The organism is Stenotrophomonas sp. (assembly GCF_032066555.1).
In the GTDB taxonomy this organism is placed as follows: Bacteria; Pseudomonadota; Gammaproteobacteria; order Xanthomonadales; family Xanthomonadaceae; genus Stenotrophomonas.
The window spans coordinates 45,412-58,952 of record NZ_DAMBKV010000019.1 but is presented as its reverse complement, the minus strand read 5'-3'; the positions used below and the strand labels follow the sequence as shown (position 1 = coordinate 58,952).

At 66.6% G+C, this 13,541-nt stretch carries 11 protein-coding genes; 2 read left to right on the top strand and 9 right to left on the bottom strand.

Going from position 1 to position 13,541, the window contains the following annotated elements:
- Positions 1-101: 101 nt before the first annotated feature.
- From RT131_RS16795 to RT131_RS16780, 4 genes are read right to left on the bottom strand one after another with little or no spacing between them, the layout of a single operon-like run.
- On the bottom strand, positions 102-713 hold the full coding sequence (locus RT131_RS16795) for a YbhB/YbcL family Raf kinase inhibitor-like protein (protein ID WP_313173912.1): 612 nt from the start codon (positions 711-713) through the stop codon (positions 102-104).
- Positions 714-726: 13 nt separating this feature from the next.
- Positions 727-2,796: a tetratricopeptide repeat protein gene (locus RT131_RS16790; RefSeq protein ID WP_313173911.1), complete on the bottom strand. Its 2,070-nt coding sequence runs from the start codon at positions 2,794-2,796 to the stop codon at positions 727-729.
- 58 nt (positions 2,797-2,854) lie between these two features.
- Positions 2,855-3,841 carry an alpha/beta fold hydrolase gene (locus RT131_RS16785; RefSeq protein ID WP_313173928.1) on the bottom strand — a complete coding sequence of 329 codons (987 nt, stop codon included), beginning with the start codon at positions 3,839-3,841 and terminating at the stop codon, positions 2,855-2,857.
- Between the two features lie 57 nt (positions 3,842-3,898).
- Positions 3,899-4,690: a lysophospholipid acyltransferase family protein gene (locus RT131_RS16780; RefSeq protein ID WP_313173910.1), complete on the bottom strand. Its 792-nt coding sequence runs from the start codon at positions 4,688-4,690 to the stop codon at positions 3,899-3,901.
- 199 nt (positions 4,691-4,889) lie between these two features.
- Between RT131_RS16780 and RT131_RS16775 the strand changes: the two genes are divergently transcribed.
- Positions 4,890-7,460 carry an EAL domain-containing protein gene (locus RT131_RS16775; RefSeq protein ID WP_313173909.1) on the top strand — a complete coding sequence of 857 codons (2,571 nt, stop codon included), beginning with the start codon at positions 4,890-4,892 and terminating at the stop codon, positions 7,458-7,460.
- A 185-nt stretch (positions 7,461-7,645) separates the two neighbouring features.
- Here the strand turns inward: RT131_RS16775 and RT131_RS16770 are convergent, their stop codons facing one another.
- The 5 genes from RT131_RS16770 to RT131_RS16750 are packed head-to-tail and all read right to left on the bottom strand — an operon-like array spanning position 7,646 to position 11,780.
- Positions 7,646-8,074: a hotdog fold thioesterase gene (locus RT131_RS16770; protein ID WP_313173908.1), complete on the bottom strand. Its 429-nt coding sequence runs from the start codon at positions 8,072-8,074 to the stop codon at positions 7,646-7,648.
- 28 nt (positions 8,075-8,102) lie between these two features.
- Positions 8,103-10,082 (bottom strand): phospholipase D family protein, encoded by a 1,980-nt coding sequence (locus RT131_RS16765; RefSeq protein ID WP_313173907.1) that lies wholly within the window; start codon positions 10,080-10,082, stop codon positions 8,103-8,105.
- A complete protein-coding gene (locus RT131_RS16760; RefSeq protein ID WP_313173927.1) occupies positions 10,079-10,609 on the bottom strand; it encodes a YceI family protein in 531 nt (176 codons plus the stop codon). Before RT131_RS16760 ends, RT131_RS16765 begins: the two co-directional genes overlap by 4 nt.
- 43 nt (positions 10,610-10,652) lie before the next feature.
- A complete protein-coding gene (locus RT131_RS16755) occupies positions 10,653-11,129 on the bottom strand; it encodes a histidine phosphatase family protein (RefSeq protein ID WP_313173906.1) in 477 nt (158 codons plus the stop codon).
- Between the two features lie 18 nt (positions 11,130-11,147).
- Entirely contained in the window at positions 11,148-11,780 is a 633-nt protein-coding gene (locus tag RT131_RS16750; protein WP_313173905.1) for a ParA family protein, read from the bottom strand.
- A 134-nt stretch (positions 11,781-11,914) separates the two neighbouring features.
- On the opposite strand from RT131_RS16750, the gene RT131_RS16745 reads away from it, so the two are divergent.
- Positions 11,915-13,396 (top strand): AAA family ATPase, encoded by a 1,482-nt coding sequence (locus tag RT131_RS16745; protein WP_313173904.1) that lies wholly within the window; start codon positions 11,915-11,917, stop codon positions 13,394-13,396.
- Positions 13,397-13,541 lie beyond the last annotated feature (145 nt).

Here is a 13,541-nt window from a genome sequence, read left to right as displayed (position 1 = left end):
ACTACATTGGCATTGCTTGCAAGGCCCCTGCCGAGCATGGCTCGGCACTACATTGGCATTGCTTGCAAGGCCCCTGCCGAGCATGGCTCGGCACTACATTGCTAGGCCAGCGCTTTGTTCAAGGTATAGGTGCCGTGCACGGCTGCCTCGGCCAATACGTGGCCCTGCATGGCGCGGTACACGTCGGCGGCGGTGAATGCCCCTTCCACCGGCAGACGCTCCACATCCAGCGCAAACAGACGGAAGAAATAGCGGTGCAGGCGCTCGTCGTTGAATGGCGGGTACGGGCCGTCATAGCCATAGTACGTGCCGCTCATCTGTGCATTGCCGGCAAACCAGCCGGTGTAATCGTTGATGCCCTGGCGTGCACCGGCCGGACCGGTCGGCTGCGTCTTGCCATGCGCGGTGAAGCCATCGCTGCAGCTGCCGGCCGCGATCTCGCGCAGCTCGGCAGGAACATCCACCATCACCCAATGCACGAAATCACCACGCGGTTGGTCCAGCGGGATGCTGACGTCGTCGCGGCCCACCAGCTCGGCCACCGTCGGCACATCCGGGTCCACGCAGATCAGCGCGAACGAGCGCGTGCCTGCCGGCACATCACGCCATGCCAGCTGCGGATTACGGTTGCCGGCGAAGCCATTGGCATCACCGGCGGCAAATTCGGCCGCAATCGGCTGCCCATTCTGAAAACTCTGGCTGTCCAGTTTCATGCTTTCTCCTTGCTCAGGCTTCGGGATAACCCAGACGCACCGCGACCGGGGTCAGCAGCGCAAACTCCGCCGCCAGCACCTGTGCGTAATGACGCCAATGGCCGGCCGAAATGGTGCCTTGACCCAGGCTGCGCACCGGCGGGAAACGCAGACCGAAGGCCTGCTCCAACAGCGCACCCATCGCCTCCGGATCGTTCACCGCGTCGTCGGTACGGATGATCATGTGGGTATACAGCTCCTGCTCGTGCAGCAGTGCCACCTGCGCCAGCGCGCGCGCCAGCCACTGCGCTGCCTCGTTGCACGAGGTCACCGCCAGCGGTGCCGGTGCACCCAGCGCCAGCCACTCCACCAGCATGTCGCGCGGGTCACGCAGGGCGATGACCAGGCGGCCTTCCGGCAATTGCGGGCGCAGCGCCCACAGCAGCGCGTTGTCCCACCACAGCAGCCAGTCGATCACGTTGCCGTCTTCGATGCCGCGTGCCGGCAGCGCCTCACGCCACTGCTGCACCAGCTGTTCCGGCGTCAGTGCGTCGGTTGCCAGCCGCTGCAGGGTCAGGAAGTTCTGGAACGCATCATTGGGCGGGGTCGGTCCGAAGCGGTCAGCGCGCAATACACGGCTGCCTGCCGCCATCACCGTTGCCACCCGCTCCACGCCCGAACCCGGTGCGCCCCACAGGAACATCGGCCTGATCGGGTTGTCACCCGCCACCTCACCCATCGCCGGCCATTCGGCCGGTGCCCGCGCCTGCTGCGGCAGCGGCACACGATTGGGTGCCATCTCTTCATGCAGGCGCAACCAGGTAGCCACTGCGCCGGCATGATCACCCGCGCGGTCCTGGATGGCACCCAGCCAGCTGCGCACACTCGCACGCGCCTGTTCCGGGGCGTTGTCCACCAGCTGCTGCACATGCGCGATCGCCGCACTCGGCTCACGCTGCAGCAGGGCTTCGACAATGCGCCGTTCGCCACTGACCCGACCCGGCTCCAGGGCGACGATGTGATGGGCCACGGCCTCGGCCTCCTCGGCCTGGTCGTTCATGTCATGCAGGCTCATCCGCGCTTCCAGCGCTGGCAGATGCTCCGGCATCGCCGCCAGCCAGCGTTCGACCACGTCGACCGCCTCCTCGCTGCCGACCTGGGCCACGGCCAGCCGTGCCATCCACAGGTCATGCAGCTGCGGCTGCGCCTGCACGGCGGCTTCCAGCTCGTTGCGCGCTTCTTCCTCGCGGCCCAGGCGCTGCCAGGCCATCAGCAACATCTGCAGCGTCGGGCGATCACCTGGCACCTGCTGCAGCAACGGCAGCAGATGCTCCAGCGCCTGCAGCGGCTGGCCCGAGGCCAGCTCCAGCTCGCCGGCCAGGCGGCGCATGCCCGGGGTATTGCCCTGCGGCGTGGCCAGTACCTCGCGCATCATCTCGGCCGCGCGGTCCAGGTGCCCCTGGCGCAAGGCCAACTGCACGACCAGGCCACGCAGCGCGTGGTTGCTCGGGTTCAATTCGATCACGCGGCGGAACGCCTGCTCGGCAAAGGCCAGCATGTCCTTGCCCAGATAGGCGAAGCCCAATGCGTACAACACGCGGACATCACCCGGCAGACGGCTGCTGGCGGCCGACAGGATGGCCAGCGCGCGGTCAGCGTCGCCGCGCCGCAACGCGACCATGCCTTCAATCGCGCCCAGTTCGGGACTATCCGGATCGACACGGGCAGCCAAGCGCCCGAGGCGGTCGGCCTCGTCGATATCGTCACGGCCCAAGGCCAGGTGCGCCTGCATCAGGTAGGCGGAGAACTCGTTGGGGTTCAGCGCGGTGCTGCGGTCCAGTGCCTGACCGGCAGCGTCGATCTGACGCTGTGCCAGCAGCAGGCCGGCATGTTGCAGATGCAGGGCGGCATCGTCCGGTGCCAGGCTCAGTGCCTGCTCCAGGCTGGCCTGGGCCGGCTCCAGCTGCTCATCCTGCTGCAGGGCCAGCGCCAGCCAACGGTGGGCCTGGGCCTGCTGCGGTTCCGCGCCAACCCATGCCTGGGCCAGGGTCACGGCCTCGTCGGTGGCATTACGGCGCAGGGCTTCAATGATCTTGTCTTGCATGGCGGTCCAGCGTGAGCGCAAACCTGCATTGTAGCGGCCCCGGCCGCGCCCGCCGGGTTCAGCCGACGGCGGCAGCCAGATGCTGCGCCACCCAGCGCTCGGAGAAGCCATCGCCACGCAGGTTCTCGATGAAACCGCAGTGGCCGCCCCAGCGCGCGATCTCCAGATGCGCGTCGGCCGGCAACTGCCAGTGGTCGAAGGTGGTGAACGGAATCACCGGGTCGTCGGCGGCCATCAGGATGTCGGCCGGCACCTGCAGGCCGGCCAGCTTGCTGCCGGCGATGGAGTAACCGTCGAAGTACTCCTGCAACGAGCCGAAGTCGGTATGCCGGTCCACCAGCCAGCCGGTCAGCGCGCGGATGTCCAGCTTCAGCACGCTGTCATCGCAGTCGGCCAGCTCCGGGAACAACGCGCGCTTGCGCCGCAGCGAGCCGGTCCATTTGCGGCGGAAATACCAGTCGTACATCACCGGACCGCGCTCGATGCTGTCCATGGTGATGCCCGGATCCAGCACCGGGCATACCGAGGCCACGTGCCGCAGCGGCACCCCGGCCGCTGGCGCATGCAAGGCCAGCCGCAATACGAAATTGCCACCCAGTGAGTAGCCCGCCGCCACCATCGGCAGGTCGGCAAAGCGCTGCGCCACATCACCGGCGGCATTGACCACTTCGTCGATACGACACGAATGGAAGATGCCCGGATTGAGGTGGTGGGTGTTGCCGTGATCGCGGAAGTTCAGCCGCACCACGTCAAAGCCCTGCTCCAGCAGACGTACGGCGGTCATCCGCATGTAGCTGGATTCGGCACTGCCCTCCCAGCCATGCAGCAGCAACGCCAGCGCCTTGGGTGGCGTGCCCGGCAGCCGGCTGTGCCAGGCCTGCAGGCGCACACCGTCGCCGCCATCGAGCATCAGTTCCTGGGTCAGCGCACCGGTGCCGGCCAGCAGTTGTTTGCCGCGCCGCAGCCGCACCCGGCTGGATGCCAGCATCGACTGCAGGTGCGGGTTCCGCAGCCAGCGCGGTGGCTGGTAATTGCAGGCGCTCAGCATGGCCGACCCGGTTGGCGAGGACTGCCCAACGCTGTGGTGGCCGCGGTACGCACCTTATGGCCCTTCCATCACCGCCACGATGCGCGCGCGCGAGGTTTCGGCAATGCGCCGGCGACCTTCCAGATCCTGGCTGCCGATCGGCTCCAGGAAATGCACCTCACCACGCCGTGCCGGCTCACCCAGCAGACGCAGGAAGTTGCCGGCGAAGCTCTCGCCCGGCGCGAACGCCACCGTGGTCTGCGCATCACCGCGCACGCCATAACGCAGCGCGATCGGCTGCACCGGCACGCCGGCTTCCACCGCCGCCTGGAAGATGCGCGCATGGAACGGACCCACCTCGGTGCCGCCACGGGTGCGCCCTTCCGGGAACACCGCCACCGGCCGCTGTTCCTGCAGGCGCTTGACCATCTCTTCCATCACCCCGCCCAGCGACTCGGTGTTGCCGCGCTGGTGGAAAATGGTGTGGCCACGGCTGGCGACCCAGCCGACCACCGGCCAGCCGGCGATCTCGCGCTTGGCGACAAAGCCGACCATCTTCTGGCTGTGGATCACGCAGATGTCGACCCACCCCACGTGGTTGGCCACAAACAGCACCGCGCCCGGCAAGGGCTGGCCGTAACGCTGCAGGCGGAAGCCGAAGATCCACATCAAACCGCCCGACCACCAGCGCACCACCCGCTCTTCCAGCGGGTTGCTGGCGGGGCCGATACGCCCCAACGGCTGCGTCATCAGCAGCAGGATCAGCGGCAGGAACAGGACAATGTGAACCAGGAGCAGCGGGACGCGGTACAGGTAACGGAACACGCGGGCCACACCGCCCTGGCGGGCGGGACGGGGGGAAGTCATCCCCGCACGATACCGGATGCGGTCCGGCTTCCGCCAGCACGGCAGCCGCCCCGACAGGCTTTGCCGGAGGCGCATCCAAAAGGTGCGCCGTGCCACACTATCGACAGGAAGTACCGGCCAGCCCACCGAATCGGGGTACGCCGGCACCTTTCCCGGCATGAAGTGTGTACAACAACACTATCGTTCAGGGGAGCGCATGATGGACCGGCAGCTGCTGTCATCGACAGAAGACATGCTGCATTTGTTCTCGGCGGCATTGGAGCAGATCGGCAACGGCGTGATTCTGTTCGACGACACCAACACCATTCTGTACGTCAACCATGCAATGGAGGACATCTCCGGCTGGTCCCGCACCGAGCTGCAAGGCAAGAACCTGGGCACGCTGGCGCCCGCCAGCATGCGCGAGCGCTACAACACCCGCCTGTATCCCGGCAGCAGCAACCGCGTGCAGGAGCTGGCTGCCAATCCGCACGACATCCAGATGATCCGCAAGGACGACGTTCCCTGCTGGATCAGCGTCACCTTGTCGCAGATCGCCGACAATGGCCGCAGCATCCATCTGGCACTGGTGCACGATGTCACCGCCCGGCGGCTGGCGCAGGCGCGCGAGCGCTTGCTGTCGCTGGGTTTTGATGAAACCCAGAGCGCGGTGCTGATCACCGATGCCGAAGGCCGCATCGTGCATTTGAACAAGGGCTTCCGGCGTCTGTTCGGCTTCCTCGACAGCGAGGCGATGGGCCAGTACGTGCCGGCGCTGCTGGCACCGGACAGTTATTCGCCCGAGCAGATAGGCGCTTACCTCGCACGCCTGCTGGCCGGGCAGCCTATCCGCGCCGACGAGCGGCTTTACCGCAAGAACGGGCAGCCATTGTGGTGCTCGGTCAGCACCAATCCCATCTTCGATGACTACGGCACGCTGGTGAACCTGGTCATCGTGCTGATGGACATCACCCGCACCAAGGTGCACGAAGTCCTGCAGCACAAGATGCTCGACGCGATGGTGCGCGAGGTACCCACCGCCGAGGTGATGCAGATGATGTGCCTGGAGGTGGAGAAGATCGCCCCGCAGGTGCTGTGCTCGGTGCTGCGGGTGGAGGACGGACGGCTGCGCCACCTGGCGGCACCCAGCCTGCCCGATGCCTATACCCGGCTGGTGGACGGCGTACCGGTGGCACCGAAGACCGGCAGCTGTGGCACCGCCGCGCATACCGGCCAGACCGTGATCAGCCGCGACATCGCCACCGACCCCAACTGGGAGGGCATCAGCCACCTGGCCCTGCAGCATGGCCTGGCCGCCTGCTGGTCCACCCCGATCAAGGCCAACGATGGCCGCGTGCTCGGCACCTTCGCCTTCTACTACCGCCAGCCCTACGATCCGGACAGCTTCCATCACCGTCTGGTCGAGGTCATCGTGCACCTGTGCGCGCTGGCGCTCGAACGCGAGGAAGCCCGCAACCGGATCCGCCGGCTCGCGTTCTACGACGACCTCACCGGCCTGCCCAACCGCAGTCTGCTGCACGCACAGGCCGACCAGGCGATCACCGCGGCCAGCCATCAAGGGCAGTCATTGGCGGTGATGTTCATCGACCTGGACCGCTTCAAGCAGATCAACGATTCCTTCGGTCACCCTGGTGGCGACGAGCTGCTGCGCACGGTGGCGCGGCGCCTGCAGGAAGAGACCGGGCCGATGGACATCGTCGGCCGGCTCTCCGGCGACGAGTTCGTCGTGGTCCTCAACCGCTGCGACGTGGCCACGGCCAGCGAGCGCAGCGAACGCATCCTGCGTACCCTCGGGCTGCCCTTGCCACTGGGCGACATGGAGATCCGCCCGTCGGCCAGCATCGGCATCAGCATCTTTCCGCATGACGGTGGCGACATGGATTCGCTGCTGCACCATGCAGATGTCGCCATGTACCAGGCCAAGCACAACGGCCGCAACCGCGTGCGTTTCTACAGCAGTGAGATGGACGAATGCGCGCAGGAACGCATGGCGCTGGAGGCAGCGCTGCGCGAGGCCCTGGAGCAGGGCCAGCTGCAACTGCATTACCAGCCACAGATCGACATCCACAGCGGCCAGCTGCACAGCGTGGAAGCGCTGGCGCGCTGGCAGCATCCGCGCCTGGGCAGCGTGCCGCCGATCCGTTTCATCCCCCTCGCCGAGGAAGCCGGGCTGATCGGCGATCTCGGCCAATGGGCATTGCGCGAGGCCTGCCGACAACTGCGCCGCTGGCGCCAGGAAGGCCTGGACGTACCGTCGGTGTCGGTGAACCTGTCACCGACCAACTTCCACAGCGCGGCGCTGCCGGACTGCATCAGCCAGATCCTGCAGCAGGAGTCACTGAGCGCGGGTGACCTGACCCTGGAGATCACCGAAGACGTATTGCTGGACGGCGACCCGATCACCCTGCAGACGCTACGCCAGGTGCATGCACTGGGCGTGCGGCTGTCGATGGACGACTTCGGCACCGGCTATTCCAGCCTGAGCTATCTGCGCCAGCTACCGATCAGCGAACTCAAGCTGGACCGCAGCTTCGTCCATGGCATCGAGGGCGACAAGGTGGCCAGCGCACTGACCCAGGCCATCGCCCACATCGGCCAGAGCCTGCAGCTGAAGGTGGTCGCCGAAGGCGTTGAAAGTCTGGAGCAGCTGCGCCTGCTGGGTGCGCAGGGTTATGAGATCGCACAGGGATTTCACTTCACCCCTGCCCTGCCGGCACCGGCCTTGGCCGATTGGGTGCGCGCGCACCTGCCGGTGGCGATGGTGGTTTAGCGGGTGCTTGCCGGGGCGGGAACAAGAGCAACGGCAACAGCTACCCCTCCCCAGCCCTCCCCTTCGCTGCGCGCAAGGGAGGGGGTAAAGCTGCGCCACCTCCCTTTGCCGCAGGCAAGGGGAGGGTTGGGGAGGGGTGCTTTTCAGCTCTTGGCTCTTGGCTCTTGGCCCTGAACGCCAACCACTCACCCAACCGCGACAACCGCCAAGGTCAGCCGCGAAATGCACACCGGCTTGCCCGCCTCGTCCTCGATGCGGATCTCCCACACCTGGGTGGTGCGCCCCACATGCAGCGCGCGTGCGGTACCGGTAACCACGCCGCTGCGCGCCGCGCGCAGATGGTTGGCATTGATCTCCAGGCCGACACACACCTGCTGGGTCGGGTCCACGCACAGGTTGCCGGCACTGCTGCCCAGCGTCTCCGCCAGTACCACCGAAGCACCGCCATGCAGCAACCCATACGGCTGCTTGGTGCGCGCGTCCACCGGCATGGTGGCCTGCAGCCAATCATCACCGGCGGCAGTGAAAACAATGCCCAGATGATCGATCAGCGTGTTGCGGCTCAACGCATTGACCAGCTTCAGGTCAACCGGCGCGCGGAATACTTGGCTCATTGCAGCTACCTGTTGGGGAATGGAAGGCTCAGAGGATGGGGACCAGCCCGGCACCAAAGGCGGTCAGCATGCGCACCAGCACCCACTTGGGGCCGACATTCACTTCCGGGAAGTCGCCGACTGCGGTGTAACAGCTGTGGAAACGCGGGTCCTGTCGGGGCAACGGCTGCGGGCATTCCGGCCCCGGCTTGAAGGCGTAGTCGGTTGCATAGCGCCAGGGCCAGAAATCCAGGATAGGCAGTGCCTCGGAGGCCTTGCCGAGGCTGTAGTTCAGGCCCGACAGCACCGGCGGCTTTTCGCGCGGCGCCACCACCCAGGAATTGTCCGGATGCGTGTCACGCAGGATGCTCTGCGCCAACTGCTCGGCGAAGGCGGGATCGTCGATGATCACCGCGCCCTCGGTGTTGTAGTTCTCGCTGCGCGGATCGAAGTTGTGGGTACCGATCACGCCGATCCGGCGGTCCACCACCAGCGACTTGGCGTGCAGGCCCATGCGCGCGCCGCGGCGGGTCACCGGCAGCGGTCGGTTGACCGCGCGCGTGCCCAGGAAGGAGGGGCGGGTTTCGGTGCGCAGCACCTCGCGCTCGACCTCGCTGCCGTCGGCACTGAGCCGGCGGCCGGAACCGCTGCCGCGCACATTGCTGCCCGCCGCGCTGCCACCGATCACCCGGCTGCGTGCTGGCGCCGGCGCTACCGGCTCACCGTCCAGCGGCGCTGGCAGCAGCTGCGCGTAGTCGATCGGTGCATCCAGCGGGAACGGCTTGTACTCGTAGATGTTGAAACCCAGCTCGCGCAGGTTGCGGCGTTTGTACTTGTACGACAGCGCATAGACGATGGGGTTGTCGGTCGCAGCCAGGCTGTTGGTCGATACCACCACGCGCGGCGGCACTTCGCGCTTGCGCAGGTTCCTGAACAACTCCTGCGCGGGCTTGGACAGCACCAGGTACGGCGTCTGCAGCAGCACCTCGGTCTGCGCCTGCGCGATCAGCGCATCCAGCTTCGGCTCGGTCACATGCTGGCCGTTGAGCGGCTGTGCCTCGCGTTCACGGCGATGCTTGCGCGGCAGGTCGGCGACATAACTGACGGTACTTACCGGCAGCGCGGTATCGACAAATGCCTGTTCGATGAAGTCCGGGTCCGATGCCTCGGCATCCACCCGCGCGATCCGCTCGGGGCGGCGGAACGCAGCCTCCGGCATGGCCGGCACGCCCTCGTTCAACAGGGTCTTGCCGACATCGTTCAGGCGCTCGGCCGGGACGCTGCGACGCGCCACCCAGAAGGCCTGGAAGTTGGCCGCCATCTCGCGCGCCTCCGGCCCGGCCACCACCACGTCGCGGTCGCGGAAGTTGTACTCGCTGTCCCAGTCGTAATAGTCGTCCTGGTAGTTGCGGCCACCGACCACGCCGATCACATCGTCGATCACCAGCAGCTTGTTGTGCATGCGCTGGTTGAAGCGGCGGAAGCAGCACAGCACGCTGCCGGCATAGTCGAAGTAATTGAGCTTGGCCTTGCCGAACGCCGGGTTGTAGACGCGCAGCTCGAAATTGGCATGCGCGCCGGACAGCGCGCCCAGCATCTGCAGGTCGGAGATCGCCGAGAGCTGGTCGATCAGCACACGTACCTTGACCCCGCGCCGGGCGGCGGCCAGCAGTTCGTCGATCACCATCCGTGCACTGTCGTCGGTGTCGAAGATATAGGTCTGCAGGTCCACGCTGCGGGTAGCGCTGCGGATCAGGTTCAAGCGCGCGATCAGCGACAGTTCGCCTTCATCGAGGATGGTGGCGTAGTGGCGCGGGGCCTGTGCGGTGGACTCGGCGATGGCCTTGCCACCGAGTGCCCGCAACGGCGAGTCCAGCGCACAGCGGTCGGGCTGGTCACAGGCCACTTCGGTGGAACGGGCAGCCACGGCAATGCCTTCGGCACGCTCACGCTGCTGATTGGACAGCGAAGCACAACCGCTGGCCAGCAGCAGCGCCAGCACCGGCAGGATACGGAGGACAGCTTTCACTTTTTGGGGGCGCCAACCAGGCGTGTACGCAGTACGAATATCACTCGATCACTCAGGGCCATCTGCCAGCTGTCCATGCCATATCGGCCACGCAGGATGGTACCGCGGCTGACCAGATCGCAATCATAGCCGGGCCGTGCGCATTCAGGTTTTGCCAGATGCATCACCTCGGGCCGGCTGATACCGCGGATCGACAGGCGCCCTGGCACGTCGCCACCGGTTTCACTCAATTGCGGCGCATAGGGGTCCGAATCGAACTCCACCACAGGGTAACGCGCTGCATCAAAGAAGTCCTCGCCGCGGATCCAGCCGGTGTAGCGCGGCCGGTCGGGGATTTCCACGTATTCGGTATACATGCGCAGCCGCACCTGGTGGCGGCCATCGGGCAACACGGTGATCCAGCCTTCGAAACGCGGGAACACCCCCTCCACCTTCTGCCCGAAGCGGGTACGTATCTCAAAACCAAAGCGGGAGTGCGCCGTGTCGAAATGCAGTGGCTCGGCCGCAAGGACCGAGCCGCTCAGCATCAACAGAATCAGCAGCAGCCCATACCGCGCCGCCGCCATGGGCTCAGGGCCACCAGAATTCGGTCAGCCGGGCAATGCCCGGTTCTATCGCCGCCTCCATCGGCAGGGACAGCACCGCCACCGATGCCGGCGGCATGCCACGGTAGTCGCCGGACTGGCCGCTGTGCATCAACGCCACCAGCTGCTCCAGCCCCGGGTTGTGGCCGACCACCAGCAGGCGTTCCACTTCCTTGTGTTCGTCCAGCAGCGCCGCCAGAGTGCCTGGCGCGGCCTCGTAGATACGTTCTTCCAGCCGCTGCTCGACGTAGCCGGTGCGCTCCAGCACCGCCTCCAAGGTCTCGCGGGTGCGCCGCGCCGGCGAGCACAGCACCCGGTCCGGCACCAACTTGTGTTCCTGTAACCAACGGCCGGCCGCCTCGGCCTCGGCCAGGCCATGCGGTGAGAGGGGCCGGTCGATATCGGCCTGGCCATTGGCCGCCGGTTCGGCATGGGCATGTCGCAGCAGGATCAATTCACGCATGGTCGGGTAATACTCCTGTCAGACCTTGTTCAACCACTTGAGTAGCGGCTCCCAGTCCTGCTGGTGCTCGCGTACCTGTGCTGAGTGATAGTCGAACAGGCTGCGCCCAAGCCCGACCATCACCACATAACTCTGGCTGTCGCGCAGCTGCGCGACCACTTCATACGGCCATTGCGCCAGCATCTGCCGGGCCTGCTGCGAGGTCTGCGTCCACGGCTTGGTGCGGTTGAGCACCAGGCCCACCGGCACCGCCCGCGAATGGATGCGCTTGATCTTTGACAGGCTGTTGAGGAAGCCGACGATGGCCTCGATATCCAGCGCCGAGGGCAGCACCGGCACCACCACCGCATCGGCGGTGTCGATGAAACGCTCCAGATCCTCGCCGTAGGCCCCGGCCGGGGCATCGATGATGACCTGCTCGGCGCCATCGGGAATGAGCTTTTCCCAGTTCTTCTTGCGGTGCACGTCCACCGGCAGCACTGCGCTCTCCAGGCTGGAGCGGCGTTGCGCCCAGCGGGTGCTGGAGCCCTGCGGGTCGGCATCGGCGATCACCGTTGCCTGGCCGGACAGGGCCGAGTGTGCGGCCAGATGGGTAGCGATGGTGGTCTTGCCGACGCCGCCTTTGGAGCCGGCTACCAGAATCGTCTTCATGCACGCCTCGTTTTCGCGGGACTTGCCCGCAGCGTACACCGGCCCGCGTTACCAAAGGTAGTCATCCGGTGAGGAAGCAGCCCCGGCATGGCCTGCGGCTTTGCTATCGTGTCGCCCCCGGCATTGGAACCACCATGAGCGAGCTGCAGGACCTGACCGCACTGATCCGTGCCAACACCGCGCTGATCGTCATCGAAACGCAGGACGAGACCCGTATCGTGGGCCTGTTCCGCGAGGCCTTGATGCACGTGTGGCGCTCGTTGTACCGCTGGTCCATCACCGAGGGCCTGCGCCGCATCGACATGGACCGCGAGGACGAGGCGGTCGGCCCACCCGACGCCAGCGCCGCCCTGCGCATGATCCAGGAGGCCGACCAGCGCGGCATCTACCTGCTGCTCGATTTCCACCCCTACCTGGGCTACGCCAGCCACCAGCGGCTGCTGCGCGACATCATCCAGCGCCGCCACAGCCAGCCCCACGTGGTGGTGCTGGTCGGCGCCAAGGTGGAGCTGCCGGCCGAACTGGAAGCACTGGCGACCCGCTTCAATCCCCGCCTGCCCGACGCCAACGCGCTGCTGAAGATGCTGCGCGAGGAGGCGACCAGCTATGCCCAGGAGAACGGCGGGCGACGGGTCGAGGTGGACCAGGAGGCGGTGCAGCAGATCCTGCGCAACCTGCGCGGGTTGAGCATGACCGACGCCCGCCGCATCGCCCGCCAGCTGATCTATGCCGACGGCGCGCTGCAGGCCGATGACCTGCCGCAGCTGGCCAAGCTCAAGTTCGAGCTGCTCAACCGCAGCGGCCACCTGCATTACGAATACGATTCGGCCCGTTTCAGCGACGTGGCCGGCGCGCGCCGGCTCAAGCGCTGGATCGAGCAGCGCCGCGCGGTCTTCGTCTCCGGCAACGTCCCGCCCGGGCTGGATCCGCCCAAGGGCATGCTGCTGCTCGGCGTGCAGGGCTGCGGCAAGTCGATGTTGGCCAAGGCCACCGCCGCCGGCTTCGGCGTGCCGCTGCTGCGGCTGGATTTCGGCACCCTGTACAACAAGTACCACGGCGAGACCGAGAAGAACCTGCGCGACGCGCTGGCCTCGGCCGAGCAGCTGGCGCCCTGCGTGCTGTGGATAGACGAAGTCGAGAAGGGCCTGGCCAGTGGTGGCGAGGACGGCGGCGTGTCGCGGCGCGTGCTCGGCTACCTGCTGACCTGGATGGCCGAGCGCAAGGCCCCGGTATTCATCGTCGCTACCGCCAACCAGGTGCAGGAGCTGCCGGCCGAACTGCTGCGCAAGGGCCGCTTCGACGAAATCTTCTTCGTCGACCTGCCCTCGCCTGACACCCGCGTCGAACTGCTGCACCTGCACCTGGCCCGACGCCAACTGCAGCCGGATCTGTTTGCGCTGCCGGCGCTGGCAGCGGCCAGCGATGGCTTCTCCGGTGCCGAGATCGAGCAGGCGGTGGTCGCCGGCCTGTATGCCGCCCATGCGGAGAACAAGCCGCTGGACACCGACCTGCTGATGACCGAGATCCGCAACACCCGACCGCTGTCGGTACTGATGGCCGAGCAGGTGCAGTCGCTACGCGACTGGGCGCGCGAACGCACCGTGCCGGCGGATTGAAGCCGGCCAAAGACGCAGTCACTGTTGTACGGGTAGTGCCGAGCCATGCTCGGCAAGGGCTTTCGCAGCCAAAGCAAGAAAGCACCCCTCCCCAACCCTCCCCTTCGCCATGCGAAAGGGAGGGCACAAGCGGTAGTGCCGAGCC